We start from the raw sequence: 17,210 nt of genomic DNA, 5'->3' as shown, positions 1-17,210 counted from the left end.
GCGGCGGACTGTCATCCCCAGTCCCCCCCCGCCCCCCGCGCGCGGGACCACTCGCGGGGCGCCGCCCCCCCCCCCCCCCCCCCCCCCCCCCCGGACGGTCTCACTCGCAGGCGACGCCGTCACCGTCCCGGTCGAGGTGGCGCCCGTATCCCGGGTCCCCGACGCGCACGGGCGCGGCACCGGCCGCCCTGGCGGCGTCGCAGTTCCGGTAGTAGGCGTTGTCGTCCGAGCCGCCGCCCCCATCATCCGAGCCGCCGCCGTCGGGTCGGCTCTCCGCCTGCTCGGTGACCGTCTGGGTGACCGTGACCTCGACCCGGACATCCTTGGTGACGGTCGCCTGCGGTTCCGCTTTCAGGGCCGGGGGAGTGGCTGTGACCGTGGCCGTCACTGTTGCCGTGGGCTGCGTGTCCGTCGCCGTGAGGGCCTGCTTGTCGCTCGTGCCGCTCTGCTCGGAACCGGCGATACCAACCCCGCAACTCCCGGCCAGTACAGCCGTGACCGCGATGGCGACCCAGAAGGCCGGTCGGGAGGCGAGCCGCGACCGTGCCTGGTGTGGTCCGGGGGGTATCGGTCCGGGGTTGGGGCCGTATGGATTCATGAGTCCCCCTTCACGCACTGTGCCATGTGAGGTGGATCACATTAGCGTCGGCGTATGTACGGCGTCAGGCGTTCGCCCGAACTGATGGGAGACACGGGTCGCCGTGCCGCAGAGCCCGGACAATCAGGACGCCCGATATTCGCCACGGTCCGTTCACCGCGGTCTACACCACGGTCCGTTCACCACCGCCGCAGCTCGTCCCGCAATCTCCGCGCCACCTGCGCCATCAGCGCCTCCGCCCCCGGTTGGCTGCTCGCCGGGACGCGGGACTCGGTGAGCACGGCCACGGCGAAGGCCTGCCCGTCGGCGTGCTCGACCACGCCCACCTCGTGGCGGAGGTTCAGCAGCGTTCCCGTCTTGGAGGACCAGGTGGAGGCATCGGAGCTGAAGTCCGGGGCGAGCCGCTGCCGCAGGACGTTGTTCGCCATAAGGGTCCTGGTCCGTTCGGCGGTCCAGGGATCGACCGGTGACGGCGTCGTCCACAGGGCTTGCAACAGATCCGCGAAAGCACGCGCCGTGCCCGTGTTGGCACGGGTCACATCGAGCTGCGGCAGCCGGTGCCCACCGCCGCCCGTCCCCGCGTCGATGGCGAGGGCCTGGGCGAGATGCCCCTGCGCCGGGTCCAGGCGCTCGGCGGGGGTGTCGGCCAGTTCGCGCATCGTGTGGCGCACCGTGAGGCCGTGATGCAGGCCCAACTCCCGCAGGATGTCCGCCACCTGTTCGGGCGGTGTGAGTGCGAACAGCGCGTCTGCGGCCGTGCTGTCACTCAATGACGTGCTGAGATACAGCAGATCGTCGACCGCCACCCGTGCCGGATGGCGGAAGCGACTCAGACCGGTCGGCCCGGGGGTGGTGACACGCCCCGGCTGTACGTCGAGGGCGGTCGAGCCGTCGAGTTCGCCGCGCCGGATGCGTTCGAGGGTCGCCAGCGCGAGCGGGATCTTGGCGAGGGAAGCCACGGGCCGCTCGGTGTCGGGTTCGATACCGAGCTCGTCGCCCGTGCGCAGGTCCCGTACGAGAAACGAGCCGGCGAGCCCACCGTCGTGCAGCTCCTTGCGCAGATCCGCCAGCAGCCTCTCGCTACCGCTGTTCATGAAGCCACCTCTGCGCCGTCCGCGCCCAGACAGCTTCCGAGGGCGTCCCCGAGCCGGGTACGCAACCGTTCCGGATCTCCGGCCGCCGTCGCCGCGATCGCGTACCCCCGTACCAGCTCGGTCTCACCGATGGGCCGCCAGCGCAGCCCAAGCCCCGCCGCCTGCGCCGCTGAGCACAGCAGCAGATCCGCCCCGCGCAGCACCTCCGCCACCGCCAGCGTCAGACTCGGTGCGACGACGAGCTGCGCGGGCCGCAGCCCCACCGCCTCACACTGCCGTGTGAGCGGATCGCGGACATGCGCCACATCGTCCTCCGGCTGCATCCAGATGCGGCGCGGCGGACCGGAGTCGGCCCGTCCGACCCGCAGCGAGTCCAGATACACACGCCGCCTCCCGCCCGACGCCGTCCGCGCACCGGCGAGCCCCAGCGGTACGCACCACACGGCCTGGTCCGACGGTACGGCCACGAGCGCGGCCCGCACCTCACCGGAGCGGGCCAGCGCGGCCCGTTCCGCAGGCCCGGCGGTGTAGGGCTCCAGCGACACACCAGCGTCGCGCGCATCGGCGACCAGCCGGGCGAGATCCCCGGTCGATCCGAGCTCAGGCACGGCCAGCCGCACCGGCTTGCGTTTGGCCGCCTCCGCCCCGCGCTCCAGGTCGTCGGCGGTCAGCACCAGCCGCCGTGCCACCGGCAGCATGTCCCGCCCGAACGGAGTGAGCGTCGCCCTTCTCGGCGTGCGCTCGAAGAGCCGCTCGCCGAAATGCTTCTCCAGCGCGGCGACCCGGCGGCTGGCGACGGACTGCGACATCCGCGCGGCGGCCGCCCCCACGGTGAAGCTCCCGCGCTCGCTGACGCTGACGAAGGCACGGCACGCTGCGACGACATCCATGAGCTCCGACCCTATGCCGAAACGGCATGGAACCGCGCATTCCCGTCTTGGACCGCATACCCGCAGGTGGGTGAGGCTGAGCCGACAAGAGACCCGACCACGGAGGTTCGCCCCATGCACCGCCACCAGAGCGCTCCCGCCCGCCGTGCCGCCCTCGGCGCGCTTGCCACGCTCGCACTCGTCCCGCTGACGGCCTGCGCGCAGACAACAGCGACCCCCGCCATGTCGAAGGTGTCGTCCGAGACGTCCAAGCCCGCCGAGGTGTCCAAGCCGTTCCAGGAGCTTGAGGGCAAGTACGACGCACGACTCGGCGTGTACGCGATCGACACCGGCACCGGCCGTGAGGTGAGCTACCGTGCGGACGAGCGATTCGCGTACGCCTCCACCTCCAAGGCACTGATTGCCGCTGAAGTGCTGCGCAAGTACGGCACCGGCAAGGCCCTCGACAAGCTGATCCGGTACGGGCAGGACGACCTGGTCGACCACTCGCCCATCACCGAGAAGCACACCGACACCGGTATGACCCTGCGCGAGCTCTGCGACGCCGCCACGCGCTACAGCGACAACACCGCCGCCAACCTGCTCTTCGACGCACTCGGCGGCCCCAAGCAGTTGGACGCCATCCTGGAGAAGCACCTGGGGGACAAGGTGACCCAGATGAACCGCTACGAGACGGAACTCAACGAGGCCACCCCCGGCGACCCCCGCGACACCAGCACCCCGCGCCAACTCGCCAGGGACCTGCGCGCCTTGGTACTCGGCAAGGCCCTCAAGAGCGACGAGCGCGCGCAGCTGACCCAGTGGATGCGCACCAACACCACCGGTTCCAAGCTGGTCCAGGCAGGCGTCCCGGAGGGCTGGACCGTCGCGGACAAGAGCGGCGGCGGTCGCTACGCCACACGCAACGACATCGCCGTGGTGTGGCCGGGCGGCGGCGCGAAGCCCATCGTCATGGCGATCCTGTCGAGCCGCGACCGCGAAGACGCGCAGTGGAACGACGCACTGGTCGCGGACGCGGCATCGGTGGTCGTGCGGTCGAGGTGACGGGGCCGACGGGCTCCCGCCAGGGCTACGGCTGAGCCTGGCTGGCGGCGTACCCGACGAAGGCGGCCCAGGACGCGGGGGCGAGGTCGATCCGACCGCCGGTCGGGACCTTGGAGTCGCGCACATGGATGGTGCCGGGACAGGCGGCGACTTCGAGGCACTCGCCGCCTTCTCCGCTGCTGTAGCTCGACTTGCGCCAGGCGTAGGCGACTTCGAGGCACTCCCCGCCCTCTCCATCGCTGTAGCTGCTCTTGAACCAGTCGAGTTCAGCGGTGTTCATCGCTCTCCCAGCATCTTCTCGATCAGGGCCAGCGACTCCCGGGGAGCGAGAGCCTGGCCCCGCATCATCCCATAGCGCTCGCTGAATACCCGGACCTCATCCTGGTCCGTGATCAGCCTGGGGTGGCCATAGCTCTCGGTATACGCCACCTGTCCCCGCCCCTTGGGCGTCAGCAGGGTGAACGTGCCATCCAGACTCGGGTGTTCCTCGCAGCCCAACGACATGATCTGGAGCTCCACGGTGCGCAGCCGTCCGGCCTCCAGGAGCCGCCGCAACTGTCGCTCGTGAACGGCCCGCCCACCGATGGGCCGGAGCAGCACCGACTCTTCCAGCACGAAGGTCATGGTCGGTGCGGGCCAGCGCTCAAAGACGTCCTGCCTGGACAGCCGGTCGACCAGGCGCTTCTCGATGGTCTGCTCATCGAGCAGAGGACGCCGCTGGGTGAACACGGCCCGGGCGTACTCCGGGGTCTGGAGCAAGCCCGGGACGGACTGGTTCGCGTAGTAGTGCAGGGCGACCGCCTTCGCCTCCTCCCCTGCGAAGTCCCGGAACCAGTCCGGATGCCGCACCCGCGCCTTCGCCTGTGCCTTCTCGACGTCCGGGATCGCGGCCTTCAGCACTCCTCGCGCGTCCACCACCGGCTCCGCCAGCAGCAGGAAATCCGGCTGAGGAGTGCGAACGCCTCGTTCCATCGCGGAGATCAGCGACTCCCCGCAGTGCGTCGCCGTGGCCAGCTCCTTCTGACTGAGCCCGGCGGCCTCGCGCAGCGCCTTGATCTGCCTGCCCAGCGAACTGAACAGGAGTGCTGTGCCGTCCTCCTCGACGGGCCGCTCTGGCCGCTCCTCACGTTCCGATTCAGCCATGCCCCGTACCGCCCTTGCTCAGCCGCAGTGGTCACGGTCGACGCCCCGCACAAGGCCCGGACTGTACCCGCACAGCCACGCTCCGTCGCGCCGCCAGTCCTGGGAAGCTTATGCACAACCGGCCACGCTCGGTGACATGAAGGCCGAAATCACCACCCTCAAGAATGAGTTCACCCAGCGCCTGAGCTCCACCCGCCGGGGCGCCCGACTGGCCCGCCATCTGGCCGTGCACCGCTGCCACACGTGGGGTATCCCGTACAGCAGCGAACTCTCGGACAACGCGGCCCTGATCGTCGCCGAGCTCGCCGCGAACGCGGTGACCCACGGCCGCGTCGCGGGCCGCGACTTCGAGCTGCGCCTGCTGCTCGGGTCGGGCACCCTCCGCATCGAGGTCGCCGACGCCCGGGGCGAGCGCGCCCCGGTGGCAGCCGTCCCGTCGGCCGCCGATTCCGAGACGGGCCGGGGTCTGCTGCTGGTGGACGCGCTCGCATCGGACTGGGGCACGACACAGAGGGTCGTCGGCAAGACGGTGTGGGCCGAACTGCCGCTGCCCTGAGGACCTACGCCAGGTTTGTGATCGCCAAAGTCCAAACTCAGCCTGCTCAGCTCCCCATCAACTCCGAACAGTTGGCCGATCAGTCGTCGATGTTGGGACGATACGGTGAAAGGAACGGATCGAGGCGGTCGTAGATCTCTGGCTGCGCAGTCTCCGCCCCGCCACTTGATCACGACTCCGTGCAGACTAGAACCCCATCGGATCCCGGTGCGGGGTTGCCGTCGGGTCGCTCGACCACACCAAGCGCAGTTCCAAGCTCCCTGGCGCGGCGGAGGACTCGATCGAGCGTGCGGCCCACGCGTTCCAGTACACGTAGGTCTTGTTCTCCGTAAGGCGGAACGCGGGGACTTGCTGGGGGACCAAGTGCTGGTGGAAGACGGCAAACCGGATCTTCCCGGTCGCCTCCGGAGTCGAGGAGTTGAGCTGGTCCAGACAGTCGAAGACGGTGGTCGGCACGTATGCCGTGTAGGCGCCGAAGGCGAGGCTGGGGACGTTCACCGGAATGAAGTGTCCGGTGCCGGAGAAGCGGTCCCGAACGGCTCGCAACAGGGCAGCGCTCAGAATGGGGGACCCGAAGTCCGAGCTCGGGTAGTCAGCGAGTGTTCCCGCAGGGTCCCCGTGCAGCGATCCCGGGACCTCGGCGGGGAGGGGGACGGTCTGTTCGTCCAACTCCCATCGCAGGATCTGGTCGTCTTCCAGGAACACTCCTCTGAATGAATCGTGGAAGCGTGGCACGATGCGGAACACTTCGGCGGGGTCGGTCACATGCCCCTCCATTTCGGCTGCCATTTAGGCCCTGTCGCTGTACGGTTTAACACTCTGAAGCGGCAGCGCTTTCAAGCATGAGGAGAATTCTTTCCAGGTCTTCGGCGGTTGCGGCACAGAAGCTCTGATCTCCCGAATTGATGGCGATCATAGCTTCGTTGAAGTGTTGGGACTCATTCCCGGCTCCTTCGAGCAGGCGAGTAGGCAAGATCATCCAATTTCCTTTTGCAGTGAAGGTCCAATCCGCTTGAGTTTCGGCTCGCGCTACAGCGTCCTTGAATGCGGGCTTGAGTTCTTCTTTGGGATCTGCGAAGCGCCAGCTCACGAACGCAAGTTGAAGATGCCCGTAAATCGGATGTCGTTCGGTAGGTAACCGGAACCAAAGGACTTGACCGAACCTGCTCAGGGCTTGCCGAGCTCGTTGATTGCGTGGAGGTCTGCTATGGATGTTGCGTGTTCCGTTCAACGTCGTCCTCAAAGTGGAGGCATGCGATAATCGCCATCCTTTCTCATAACCTCTCCTAAGATGAGAACATGCGCATCCAGTATAGGATCCTAGTTTCGTTCGAGTCGGCTAGAAATAGATGTTTTCCGCCCTCTTCTGTCCTTACGCTTAGCATGCTCAACGTCTCCTCGGGGTAGTTTTCAAGGAACGCAACAAGTTCCTTCGTGTCTTCGTTTAGCTGAGTCCCTGGCTGAGTCCTTCTTAGTCTGCGTAGATAGATTTTTAGCAAGTTGATGCGCAGGACCTCACCGCTCTCGACGTCTACTGCGTTGTGTGTCGAAAGCAGTGCCTCGCTAGCGCAGGCTCCTTCTTCGGTTGCGACGGAAATGAGTCGTCTCAGTTCGGTCGAGTCCATGGTCCACCGCCAATGCTGATCTCTGCGCCGTTGACCGTCCCGCGGAGGAGTACTTCTCCTTCGTCGTACGGGAAAGAAATTCCGGGAACTCGAGAGTACTCTGTGCCATCTCCGTTTGGGATGCGCAATACTACGCCTGGCCCATTTCCTCGGTAGCTTTCTTCGATTGCCATCTCCTCGTAGTAGGTGGTCCAGGAGGTGAAAATGCTGTCAGTTCGACCGCCGACGTGTAGTTGTGGATCTGAGTGGCCTCCGAGTGGTTCGGCTACACCTTGGAGGGCATCTTGGTACATTTTTTGCCACTCGGCCGGGCTGCGTTCATTCGCGAAGCCGACACCTCGGTATAGGTAAGGTTCGTCATTTGCGTCCCAACTACCTCCATTTCGACATGAATCCGGCGCAAGGCCGCGGGAGTCAGTGTCAATGTGAGGATTCTGCACGTAGCCCGTCGGATTGGGTGCGGGCCTGAGTCCGAATGGATCTTGGCTGAAGTACCGCGCCGTCTCCGGGTCGTAGTGCCGGAAGTAGTTGTAGTGCAGCCCGGTTTCGGGGTCGAAGTACTGGCCCGGGAAGCGGAGTGGGGTGTATGTGGTGCTGGATTTCGCCCAGGTCGTGGTGCCCCAGAGAGTGCTGCGGGTGCGCCAGGCCAGGTTGCCGGACTCGTCGATGAGTTGCGTCGGGGTGCCGACGAGGTCGGTGACGATGGCGAAGAAGCGGTCGTCGATGGCTTCCTGTGGGGTGTCCGCCGACAGGCGGCGTTCCGTCTGCGCGACGGGGTGCAGGCCCCGGTGGTCCCAGGTCAATGACACCGGACTGGGGAGGTCGGGGCTCTCGGTGGTCTGTTCGCAGAGGGTCGTGCCGTCCCAGGTGAAGGTCACCTGCTCCACGACCGTCTGCCCGTCCCCGGCGAGGCGTTGCTTCGCGATGCGGCGGCCCAGCGCGTCGTACTGGTAGCGCCAGGCCGTGCCGTCCGGTGTGGTGACGGAGGTGAGGCGGTCTTCCGGGTCCCACTCGTAGCGCCAGGTGTCCGGCTTGTGCGACAGCCGGGGCTTTTGGCGGAGGGTGACGCGGCCTGCTGCGTCGTGTTCGTAGCGGACCGCGCCTGCCGTGCGGATACGGGTGCCGGTGTAGGTGCGGGGGCCGGTGGCTTCCTGGCCCGGGTGGGAGGTCGGCCAGGTGGCCGCGGTCTGGTTGCCTGCCTCGTCGTAGGCGTAGGTCTCCGACCAGCGTGCCGCGTGTACCGCGGTGACCCGCCCGGCCGTGTCCAGGTCGAAGTGGCGTGAGCCGTTGAGGTTGAGGTGGTCGTCGAGGCCGATCAGGTTTCCATCGGCCTGGTAGGTGTAGGTGCGGTGCTGGAGAGTCTGCCGTGTCGGGCCGAAGACTTCCTGCTTGGTGAGACGGCCGAGGGGGTCGAAGGTGTTGGTGAAGGTCAGGGTGTCGCCGATGTGGCGGGATGTCTCGCGGCCCGCCTCGTCGTGGGTGAAGGCGATGGTGCGGCCTGACGTGGTGAGTCGGGTGCGGTTGCCCGCCGCGTCGTACGTCCAGGTGCTGGACGCGCCCGTGGGTGTGATCCGACCGGTCCGGCGGCCCAGCCTGTCGTAGGTGTAGCTGAGTGTGCGGGAGTTGACCGTCTCCGAGACCACCCGGCCGGCCTCGTCGCGCTCCAGTGTCAGGTCGGCGTCCGGGCTGGTCGCCCGGGCTAGGCCGCCGGTCGCGTCGTACGCGTAAGTCGTGACCACCCCAGCCACGTCCTTGGCCACCGTGCGGCCGAGTACATCGCGCTCGAAGCTGATCACTTCGCCGGAGGCGGTCGTTCGTGAGGCCAGTTGGCCCGCAGCATCGTGCCGGTAGGCCAGCACGCGGTCGTCGAAGTCCGTCTCGGATATCAGGCGTCCGGCCGGGTCGTAGGTGTAACTCCAGGTGAGGCCCTGAGGGTTGGTGACCTTGCGGAGGCGGAGTTCGGTGTCGTGCTCGAACTCGTAGCGCACACCGTCAGGGCCGGTGCGGGCCGACATCAGGTCGAAGTGGGTGTACTCGTAGCGCGAGAGCGCACCCATCGCGTCCGTGTGGGAGGTGCAGTTGCCCTCGCCGTCGTACGTCCAGGACTCCGCGGTCCCGTCAGGAGCGGTACGGCGCGACGGCTTGCCTTCCACCGTCCATTCCAGCCGGGTGACCGCACCCAGCGGGTCGGTCAGGGTGATCGGGCGGCCGAACGCGTCCCGTTCGTACGAGGTCACCGCGCCCAGCGGGTCCGTGATGCGCAGCGGCAGCCCCGCCGCATCGCAGCGGACCGATGTCGTCGCTCCCAACGCGTCGGTGACCGAGGACAGATGGCCGCGGTCGTCGTACGTGAAGAGCGTGGTGGCACCCGTCCCGTCCGTCACCGACGTCCGGTTGCCCCACTCGTCGAACTGCTGGTAGGTCCGGGAGCCGTCCGCGCCCACGATGGACACGGGCAGGCCCTGATCGTCGTAGCCGATGCTCGTGTAGCGGCCGTCCGGGCGGACGATCACCAGGGGGCGGCCCGCCGGATCGTAGGCACAGCTCGTCGTGCGACCCAATGGGTCGGTGACGGTCAGGGGGCGCTTGCCGTCGTCGTACGTGGTCCGGGTGGTCGCTCCGTCCGGGGCGATCTCCCCGGCCACCATCAGCCGCTCGTTGATCAGGTAACGGCTGGTGTGGCCGAGGGAGTCGGTCCTGGTTGTGACCTTGTGGCCGGTCGCCGAGTCGATGCTGTCGTATGTGAACTTGTTCCGCAGGTGTCCGGCCTGGCCCGTCTGGTACGTACAGCGGTGCTGATCGTCGTAGACGTACTCGTAGGAGGAGTCGTTGGTGTCCGTCCACGCGGTGATGCGGCCCAGGTCGTCATTCGTGAAGCGGGTGGGCAGGCCCGAGGAGTTCGTCACCGAGGACAGGTGACCGCGGTCGTCGTACGCGTACCGGACCAGTTCGATGTCCTGGCCGTCCGCGCCCGGCCCGTCGTTTCCCGCCAGGTGGAGGGCTGTGACGCGGTCCCCCTCCGTGGTGAGCTTCAGCCGGTAGCCCGCGCTGTGCGCGATCTCCGTCGGCGCGCCCTCGGCGTCGTAGCTGAAGGCCAGCCACTGCCCGGAACGGTCGGCTGTCTGCTCCAGCCGCGCGATGCCGTCGCCGTCCCCGCCGGGCGCGGTGAAGTACCAGGCGCGGCCCGCGACGGGGTCGTTGACCGTGTAGTCGCCGTATGTGTCGATGGTCAGCAGGTAGCGCTCGCCTACCAGGGGCAGCACCGGCACTCCCGGCGCCGGGTGGGGGAAGGGCGTCAGCGAGCCGTCGTCGCCGATCAGGATGACGCCCTCGGCGTCGACCTCCAGTCGCTGGTCCGCCGTCGACGCCCAGGACGGGCCGAACCACCGCCCGGCCCGGTAGGACGACTCGAACTGGCGGGAGAAGCGCAGGGGGAGTCGGCCGGGCAGTGCGGCATCGGTCTGGGGCAGCGCCATTCGGCCGGTTGCCATGTCGATGGGGTCGCCGCCGAAGGTCTTGCACCAGGTCTTGCGGGCCACGTCCCGAATCGACGTCCTGACACCACTGCGTGCCGCGCCTGTCACCGCTTCCTTGGCGCTGGCCCGCACCGCGCTCCTGGCCGCGCCCGGCATCCCCTTGCCGCCGACCGCGTTCGCGAGGAGCACGCCCAGGGCGTTGCCCGGGTCGCTGCCCCAGCCCGTCCCGATCATCGCCTTTGGCAGCCGCTCGGGGTGTGCGGCCGTGCCGACGAGTCCGGCCAGCACCATGCTGGAGGCGCCCATGTACTGACCGGGGTGGGTGAGGTTGTAGGGATCCATCGGGTTGACCGTGCGGGCCAGCCGGGCCATGTCCGCTATGCCGTTGACCACGCCACCCCCCACGTGCGCCCCGGTGAGCTGCATGCCGACCATGCCGTCCTTGAGGTCGGCGGTGAGCCGGTCGGTGAAATCCGGCTTCTCCGGGGCCAGCGCCAGCCCCGCCGCCACCTTCCGCTGGGCGTCGCGCGCCGCGTCGGTGCGCTGGCGGCGGGCGTCGTCGAGGATCTCCTGGGCCTCCTGGCGGCCCCCGACTCCCGGGTCGCTGAAGCCTCCCGGCTCGGTCGGTTTCGGTCCAGGGTCGCCGCCCCGGAGGGCCGTGAGGTTGTAGGCGGTGACGGCCTGGTTGTACGCCTCCACCTGGGTGTCGTATGCCGAGGCGGCCTGCTCGGTGGCGCGTTGCGCGTTCTTGTACGTTTCGAGCGCGATGCCTGCTTGAGCCTGTGCCCAGACCACCGTGTCCGCGTACGCCTGCAACGCCTTGCCCGCGTCCTCGCAGGCGTCGGCCGCCTTCAGCCACTGCTTGGGGTGCATGTCGAACTTGGCGCGGAAGGCGTCAGCCGCCTCGCCCTGCCAGCCATGGCCACTCAGATCGCGCATGCCGTCGCCGACGCTCTCGAAGGCCTTGGCGAAGTCGAGCAGGTGCTTCGCCCGCTCCTCGATCGCCGGGGCGCTGCCGTGGACCAGCTCCTTGGGGTCGTCGGTCTCGCCGAGTCGGCGTTCCTCGACGGTGCCGCCGAGGCGGTTGTTCACACCCTCGCCGAAGTCGCGTACGCCCTCCGCCGCACCCTCGGCGCCGATCGCGTTCAGGCCGTCCGCTGTCTTCCCGGCGACGAAGTCGGTGGCCTCGCCGACGCCCGCCTTCACGGTGTTGGCGGCGCCCTCGGCCATCTCGCCGATGCCGTCCAGGACCCCCATCAGCGCTCGCCCCCGCCGGCGCCGGGTCCGGCTTGCTGCTCGGGCGGCCCGTCCCACTGCCATTCGGTGTCGTCCTCGAACAGCGCCCCCGGAGTCACCGTCGACGTCCGTACGTCCTCGCCGGCCTGTGCCCAGGCCTGCTCGGCCTGTTCGAGCCCGGCCCGCCCCGACTCCGCGCTGAAGTCCGCGTTCTGTATATGGCTCAGGTTGTTGTCCTTGAAGGTGTCCCCCCAGGACCGGCCGTTGATCTCCTCCTGGGTCAGGTGCGGATTGCCAGTGGCGGCCGTCCACGCGTTCTTCAGGGTGTCGGAGGCGTACTGCTCCTGTTCGTGATAGATCCCCGCCGACAGCCCGAGCCGCCTGGCGAACTCGTTCGCGTCCTGCATCAACGTCCGCACCCCCCAACCCCAGTTCTCACAGAAGGCCGCGAACGTCCGCGTCAGAGCGTCGTCGCCCACCTCCAGCCCGGCCAGCTCCAACTCGTCGAAGCCACGCCCCAGATTCGCCTCGATGTCGAAACCGAGCTCCTTGAGCTCGTCCATGGCGAGGTCGATGCCCTTGGTGATCTGGTCGAGGGCCTCCCGGTCGAACTGATATCCCCCGCTCATGCGGCTCCCTCGGCCTGCACCGCGCCAGCCGCGCCAGCCGCGCCAGCCGGGTCCGTCGCATCCACCGCCACCGCGTCCGGCACGATCCCCACCACCGGCGGCAGCAACCACCCCGTGGGACTTCCCGCGTCCAGCGCGACCCCGGTCGGCCCCTCGATACCCGGGATCATCCGGTCGAGTATGTGCGCGCCATACACCGGCACCCACTCGTCGATGGCCTCGCCGCGTCGCGCGACGAAGTGCTCGAGAGCTTCCAGGCTTGTGAACGCGAATATCCAGCGAATGCCGCCGGAGGGCGCGGACAGCAGACCGCCGTCCACCACCGGTACCAGGACCTCGGTCCGCCGGAACTCGCCCAGTGCCGCCCGCGAGTCCCGCAGTCCGTCCGCCGTGTCCGGATCGGTCAACAGCCGTATGCGGGCTTCGAGTTGCCCGGCACGTGTCTGAGTGTGCGGAAACGCGCTCACGTTGCGTCACCCCCGTAGGTCCATTGTGTAAGCGAAACGCAAGACGCTATCCGAACGTCCTTGCGGGAAACAGGATTTGCCGAGCCCTTCACAGGAAGTTGGCTCAAAACCCTTGGGACCCTTGAAACCGCGGTGTCGCGCTATGAGCACACCCGCTTCGACCTGCTGCGAGCCCGCACGGGCGCGGACGGCGTGCGCTGCTCGCCGTTGCCGTTTCGGACGACCAGCACCTGATGCTCGAAGCAGCGGACGGCGGTATCACCCACTACGACCCCAACGGGTGGGACCACGGGAAAGGCCGACAGGGACCGGCCGCGGATTCGCTCCCTCGGCCGGCCCTGCTGCTCGGGCTGATCGCCGAGGCGAGCGGGCGCCCTGGCCGGGTTGCCGGTGCGCGCTCGTATGCTCGGACCATGACTGCTCACCAGCCCGGACGTCCCACCGAGAACGCGATGCGGCGCGCCCTCAAGCGAGCACGCGACGGCGTGGCGCTCGATGTCGCGGAGGCCGCGGTGCTGTTGCAGGCGCGGGGCGCGGATCTCGATGACCTGTGCGCCTCCGCCGCCCGGGTGCGGGACGCCGGTCTTGAGGCCGCAGGCCGTCCCAGGGTCATCACGTACTCGAAGAGCGTGTTCATCCCGCTCACCCGGCTCTGCCGCGACAAATGCCACTACTGCACCTTCGTCACCGTGCCGGGCAAGCTGCGCCGGGCGGGGCACGGGATGTTCATGTCGCCTGACGAGGTGCTGGACATCGCCCGCCGGGGCGCCGCGCTGGGCTGCAAGGAAGCGCTGATCACCCTGGGGGACAAGCCCGAGGACCGCTGGCCCGAGGCGCGCGAGTGGCTGGAGGCCGAGGGATACGACGACACCATCGCGTACGTACGCGCGATGTCGATCCGCATCCTGGAGGAGACCGGGCTGCTGCCGCACCTCAACCCCGGGGTGCTGAGCTGGACCGACTTCCAGCGGCTCAAGCCCGTCGCGCCGTCGATGGGGATGATGCTGGAGACCACGGCCGAGCGCCTGTGGAGCGAGCCCGGCGGCCCGCACTACGGATCGCCCGACAAGGAACCCGCGGTGCGGCTGCGGGTGCTGGAGGACGCCGGGCGCAGCTCGGTGCCGTTCACCAGCGGGTTGCTCATCGGGATCGGCGAGACCTACGAGGAGCGCGCCGACTCGCTGTTCGCGCTGCGCCGCGTGGCACGGGCGTACCACGGCATCCAGGAGCTGATCATCCAGAACTTCCGCGCCAAGCCGGACACGGCGATGCGCGGGATGCCGGACGCCGAGCTGGACGACCTGATCGCGACCATCGCAGTCGCCCGGCACATCATGGGCCCTTCGGGCTGCATCCAGGCGCCGCCGAACCTGGTGGACGCGGAGTACGGGCGGCTGATCGCTGCAGGGATCGACGACTGGGGCGGGGTGTCGCCGCTGACTCCCGACCATGTGAACCCGGAGCGGCCCTGGCCGCAGATCGACACCCTCGCCGAGCGTTCCGCGGCTGCCGGCTTCCGGCTGCGGGAACGGCTCGCGGTGTATCCGGAGTTCGTGCGGCGCGGTGAGCCCTGGCTGGATCCGCGGCTGCTGCCGCATGTGCGGGCGCTGGCCGACCCGGAGACGGGGCTCGCCGACGAGGGCGCGATGCCGGCCGGTCTGCCCTGGCAGGAGCCCGATGAGGCGTTCACCCCGTCCGGCCGTACCGATCTGCACCGCACCATCGACACCGATGGCCGCACCAGCGACCGGCGGGACGACTTCGACGAGGTGTACGGGGACTGGGAGGCGCTGCGCGAGGCGGCGGCGCCCGGCATGGTGCCGTCCCGGATCGACACCGACGTACGCGCCGCCCTCGCGACGGCCGCCGACGACCCGACCAGGCTGACGGACGCGGAGGCGCTGGCGCTGCTGCACGCGGACGGTCCGGCGCTGGACGCGCTGACCCGTATCGCGGACGACGTGCGCAGGTCCGCTGTCGGCGACGACGTGACGTATGTCGTCACCCGCAACATCAACTTCACCAATGTCTGCTACACAGGCTGCCGTTTCTGCGCCTTCGCGCAACGCCGCACGGACGCCGACGCCTACACGCTGTCGCTGAGCCAGGTCGCGGACCGCGCGCAGCAGGCGTGGGACGTCGGTGCAGTCGAGGTGTGCATGCAGGGCGGTATCCATCCGGACCTGCCGGGGACCGCCTACTTCGACATCGCGCGGGCGGTGAAGGAACGCGTACCCGGCATGCACGTCCACGCCTTCTCGCCGATGGAGGTGGTCAACGGCGCCACCAGGACCGGGATGTCGATCCGCGAATGGCTGACGGCCGCGAAGGAGGCCGGGCTCGACTCGGTCCCGGGCACGGCCGCCGAGATCCTCGATGACGAGGTGCGCTGGGTGCTGACCAAGGGCAAGCTGCCCACGGCCACCTGGATCGAGGTCATCACCACGGCCCATGAGCTGGGCATCCGCTCCAGCTCGACCATGATGTACGGGCATGTCGACCAGCCCCGGCACTGGCTCGGGCACTTCCGTACACTGGCCCGTATCCAGCAGGAAACGGGTGGTTTCACCGAGTTCGTGACCCTGCCGTTCATCCACACCAACGCGCCGGTCTACCTCGCCGGGATCGCCCGGCCGGGCCCGACCACCCGCGATAACCGGGCCGTGACGGCGATGGCCCGGCTGCTGCTCCACCCGCATATCCCGAACATCCAGACAAGCTGGGTCAAGCTGGGCGCGGAGGGTGCGGCGGAGATGCTCCGCTCCGGGGCGAACGACCTGGGTGGCACGTTGATGGAGGAGACCATCTCGCGGATGGCGGGCTCCGGTTACGGCTCGTACCGCTCGGTCAAGGACCTGGTCGCGATCGCGGAGTCGGCCGGGCGGCTGGCCAGGCCGCGGACGACGCTGTACGGCGAGGTGCCGCGGGAGCGGATCGCGGCAGCGGAGGCGTCGGACGGGCATCTGCCGGAGCTGCTGCCGGTGCTCACGGACTGAGGCGTACCCCGTCCCGGGGGTACGGGGTTTCGCGGTGTGCCGCACCGTGCACGGTGGGCCGGAGTGTCCGTCCTCAATCGCCGGGCGGGCCGGGTGCAAGGGCTCACCCGTCACGTGGCCGGTCCGCGATGCCCGGCGGGATCCGGTCGGTGTGCGGATCGTTTCCGGTCGCTGTCCTGGCTGGGCGGTTGCGGCACACCAGGTGAGCCGTCGATGATCGGAACGCATGCATGGGTGGATCGGTTACCCACAGTTCCGGCTTGATTGCGCCCATGTAGTGATTTCTCCCGGTCGATTACAGTGCTGCGCACGAGCGAGGAGGAAACACCGCGTGACGACAGCAGCCGCCATCTGGGGCCGGGCCGAGCAGCAGGATTTCCGTGCCCGGGTACGCGGCTGCCTGCTCGGCGGCGCCATCGGGGACGCGCTCGGCGCCGGGGTCGCGGCACAGACCGTCGATGAGATACGCGCCACGCACGGCGTGGACGGTGTGAGCGACTTCATGCCCGCGTACGGCCGGCGCGGTGCCGTCACCGCCGCCACCCAGCTCACCCTGTTCACCGTCGACGGCCTGATACGGGCCCAGGTGCGCAAGGACACCGGCGCCTGGCATCCCCCGACCGACGTGCACCGGGCCTATCTGCGCTGGGCGTCCACCCAGCGCGACTGGGGCCCCGACGAGCGTCGCAAGGACAACGGATGGCTCGCCCGTGAGGAGTGGCTCTACACCCGCCGCGATCCCCAGTCGTCCACCCTCAGCGGTCTGGCCGACGAGACCCTCGGCACACTCGACAAGCCCAAGAACCCCACCGCCCGCGACGCGGGCGCCGTGCTCCGGTCGGCTCCCTTCGGACTGCTGGTGGGCTGGGAGCCGCAGCTCGTGTGCCAACTGGCCGTGGAGTGCGCCACACAGACCCATGGCCACCCCACCGCGTATCTCTCGGCCGGTGCCTTCGCCGTGATCGTGCACGGGCTCGCACGCGGTGAGACCGTCGATGCCTGCGTCCAGCGCGCGCTTGCCCTGCTCGCCTCCCGTCCCGGCCACCAGCCGGTCACCGACGCTCTCAAGCAGGCGCTCGGCGCCGTACGCCAGGGGATCCCCAGCCCCGCCAGGATCGCCGCGCTCGGCAATCCCGAGCATGCCGAGGACGCCATCGCCGTGGCCGTCTACTGCACGCTCGTCAGCGAGGACGTGCGGCACGGGCTGAGCCTCGCCGTCAACCACGACGGCCCCTCGCACACCACGGGCGCGCTCGCGGGCGCCCTCCTCGGTGTGATGCACGGCGAGACGGCGCTGCCGCCGGGCTGGCTCGTGGAGCTCGAAGGCCGGGCCACGCTGCTCGAACTCTCGGATGACTTCGCGATGGAGATGACCCAGGGGCCGGCCCTGCACGGCCCGAGCGCGTCGTCCCAGGGCTGGTTGCTGCGCTACCCGCGCGCCTGACCGAGCGTGGAC

The 17,210-nt window shown here is 68.9% G+C and carries 14 protein-coding genes; 4 read left to right on the top strand and 10 right to left on the bottom strand.

What is annotated here, in order from left to right:
• Positions 1-100: 100 nt before the first annotated feature.
• The 3 genes from ACFWI9_RS00690 to ACFWI9_RS00680 all read right to left on the bottom strand — a co-directional run bounded on the left by ACFWI9_RS00690 (position 101) and on the right by ACFWI9_RS00680 (position 2,582).
• Positions 101-598 (bottom strand): excalibur calcium-binding domain-containing protein, encoded by a 498-nt coding sequence (locus ACFWI9_RS00690; RefSeq protein ID WP_387157917.1) that lies wholly within the window; start codon positions 596-598, stop codon positions 101-103.
• Positions 599-777: 179 nt separating this feature from the next.
• Complete coding sequence (locus ACFWI9_RS00685) at positions 778-1,692, bottom strand: serine hydrolase (protein WP_387157916.1); 915 nt, start codon at positions 1,690-1,692, stop codon at positions 778-780.
• Positions 1,689-2,582: a LysR family transcriptional regulator gene (locus ACFWI9_RS00680; protein ID WP_387157914.1), complete on the bottom strand. Its 894-nt coding sequence runs from the start codon at positions 2,580-2,582 to the stop codon at positions 1,689-1,691. Before ACFWI9_RS00680 ends, ACFWI9_RS00685 begins: the two co-directional genes overlap by 4 nt.
• A 114-nt stretch (positions 2,583-2,696) precedes the next feature.
• Here ACFWI9_RS00680 and bla point away from each other — a divergent pair, with 114 nt between their 5' ends.
• Positions 2,697-3,626 (top strand): class A beta-lactamase, encoded by a 930-nt coding sequence (gene bla, locus ACFWI9_RS00675; protein WP_387157912.1) that lies wholly within the window; start codon positions 2,697-2,699, stop codon positions 3,624-3,626.
• Positions 3,627-3,651: 25 nt separating this feature from the next.
• Here the strand turns inward: bla and ACFWI9_RS00670 are convergent, their stop codons facing one another.
• Together ACFWI9_RS00670 and ACFWI9_RS00665 are read right to left on the bottom strand one after the other, a co-directional pair.
• Positions 3,652-3,906 carry a DUF397 domain-containing protein gene (locus ACFWI9_RS00670; protein ID WP_387157910.1) on the bottom strand — a complete coding sequence of 85 codons (255 nt, stop codon included), beginning with the start codon at positions 3,904-3,906 and terminating at the stop codon, positions 3,652-3,654.
• On the bottom strand, positions 3,903-4,769 hold the full coding sequence (locus ACFWI9_RS00665; RefSeq protein WP_387157909.1) for a Scr1 family TA system antitoxin-like transcriptional regulator: 867 nt from the start codon (positions 4,767-4,769) through the stop codon (positions 3,903-3,905). The genes ACFWI9_RS00670 and ACFWI9_RS00665 overlap by 4 nt, the downstream gene beginning before the upstream one ends.
• 136 nt (positions 4,770-4,905) lie before the next feature.
• Between ACFWI9_RS00665 and ACFWI9_RS00660 the strand changes: the two genes are divergently transcribed.
• Positions 4,906-5,325: an ATP-binding protein gene (locus tag ACFWI9_RS00660; RefSeq protein WP_387157907.1), complete on the top strand. Its 420-nt coding sequence runs from the start codon at positions 4,906-4,908 to the stop codon at positions 5,323-5,325.
• Positions 5,326-5,511: 186 nt separating this feature from the next.
• On the opposite strand, the gene ACFWI9_RS00655 is transcribed toward ACFWI9_RS00660, so the two are convergent.
• The 5 genes from ACFWI9_RS00655 to ACFWI9_RS00635 all read right to left on the bottom strand — a co-directional run bounded on the left by ACFWI9_RS00655 (position 5,512) and on the right by ACFWI9_RS00635 (position 12,758).
• Complete coding sequence (locus ACFWI9_RS00655) at positions 5,512-6,090, bottom strand: hypothetical protein (protein WP_387157905.1); 579 nt, start codon at positions 6,088-6,090, stop codon at positions 5,512-5,514.
• A gap of 46 nt (positions 6,091-6,136) precedes the next feature.
• Positions 6,137-6,415 (bottom strand): hypothetical protein, encoded by a 279-nt coding sequence (locus ACFWI9_RS00650; RefSeq protein ID WP_387157904.1) that lies wholly within the window; start codon positions 6,413-6,415, stop codon positions 6,137-6,139.
• A gap of 516 nt (positions 6,416-6,931) precedes the next feature.
• Positions 6,932-11,683 carry a putative T7SS-secreted protein gene (locus ACFWI9_RS00645; protein WP_387157902.1) on the bottom strand — a complete coding sequence of 1,584 codons (4,752 nt, stop codon included), beginning with the start codon at positions 11,681-11,683 and terminating at the stop codon, positions 6,932-6,934.
• A complete protein-coding gene (locus ACFWI9_RS00640) occupies positions 11,683-12,291 on the bottom strand; it encodes a hypothetical protein (protein WP_387157900.1) in 609 nt (202 codons plus the stop codon). The genes ACFWI9_RS00645 and ACFWI9_RS00640 overlap by 1 nt, the downstream gene beginning before the upstream one ends.
• A complete protein-coding gene (locus ACFWI9_RS00635; RefSeq protein ID WP_387157898.1) occupies positions 12,288-12,758 on the bottom strand; it encodes an SseB family protein in 471 nt (156 codons plus the stop codon). The genes ACFWI9_RS00640 and ACFWI9_RS00635 overlap by 4 nt, the downstream gene beginning before the upstream one ends.
• Positions 12,759-13,171: 413 nt before the next feature.
• On the opposite strand from ACFWI9_RS00635, the gene ACFWI9_RS00630 reads away from it, so the two are divergent.
• Together ACFWI9_RS00630 and ACFWI9_RS00625 are read left to right on the top strand one after the other, a co-directional pair.
• Entirely contained in the window at positions 13,172-15,754 is a 2,583-nt protein-coding gene (locus ACFWI9_RS00630) for a bifunctional FO biosynthesis protein CofGH (protein WP_387157896.1), read from the top strand.
• A gap of 331 nt (positions 15,755-16,085) precedes the next feature.
• Positions 16,086-17,198, top strand: a complete 1,113-nt coding sequence (locus tag ACFWI9_RS00625) for an ADP-ribosylglycohydrolase family protein (protein ID WP_387157895.1) — start codon at positions 16,086-16,088, stop codon at positions 17,196-17,198.
• Positions 17,199-17,210 lie beyond the last annotated feature (12 nt).

Source organism: Streptomyces sp. NPDC127084 (assembly GCF_042724175.1).
Taxonomy (GTDB): Bacteria; Actinomycetota; Actinomycetes; order Streptomycetales; family Streptomycetaceae; genus Streptomyces.
This window is presented reverse-complemented; position numbering and strand designations above follow the sequence as displayed.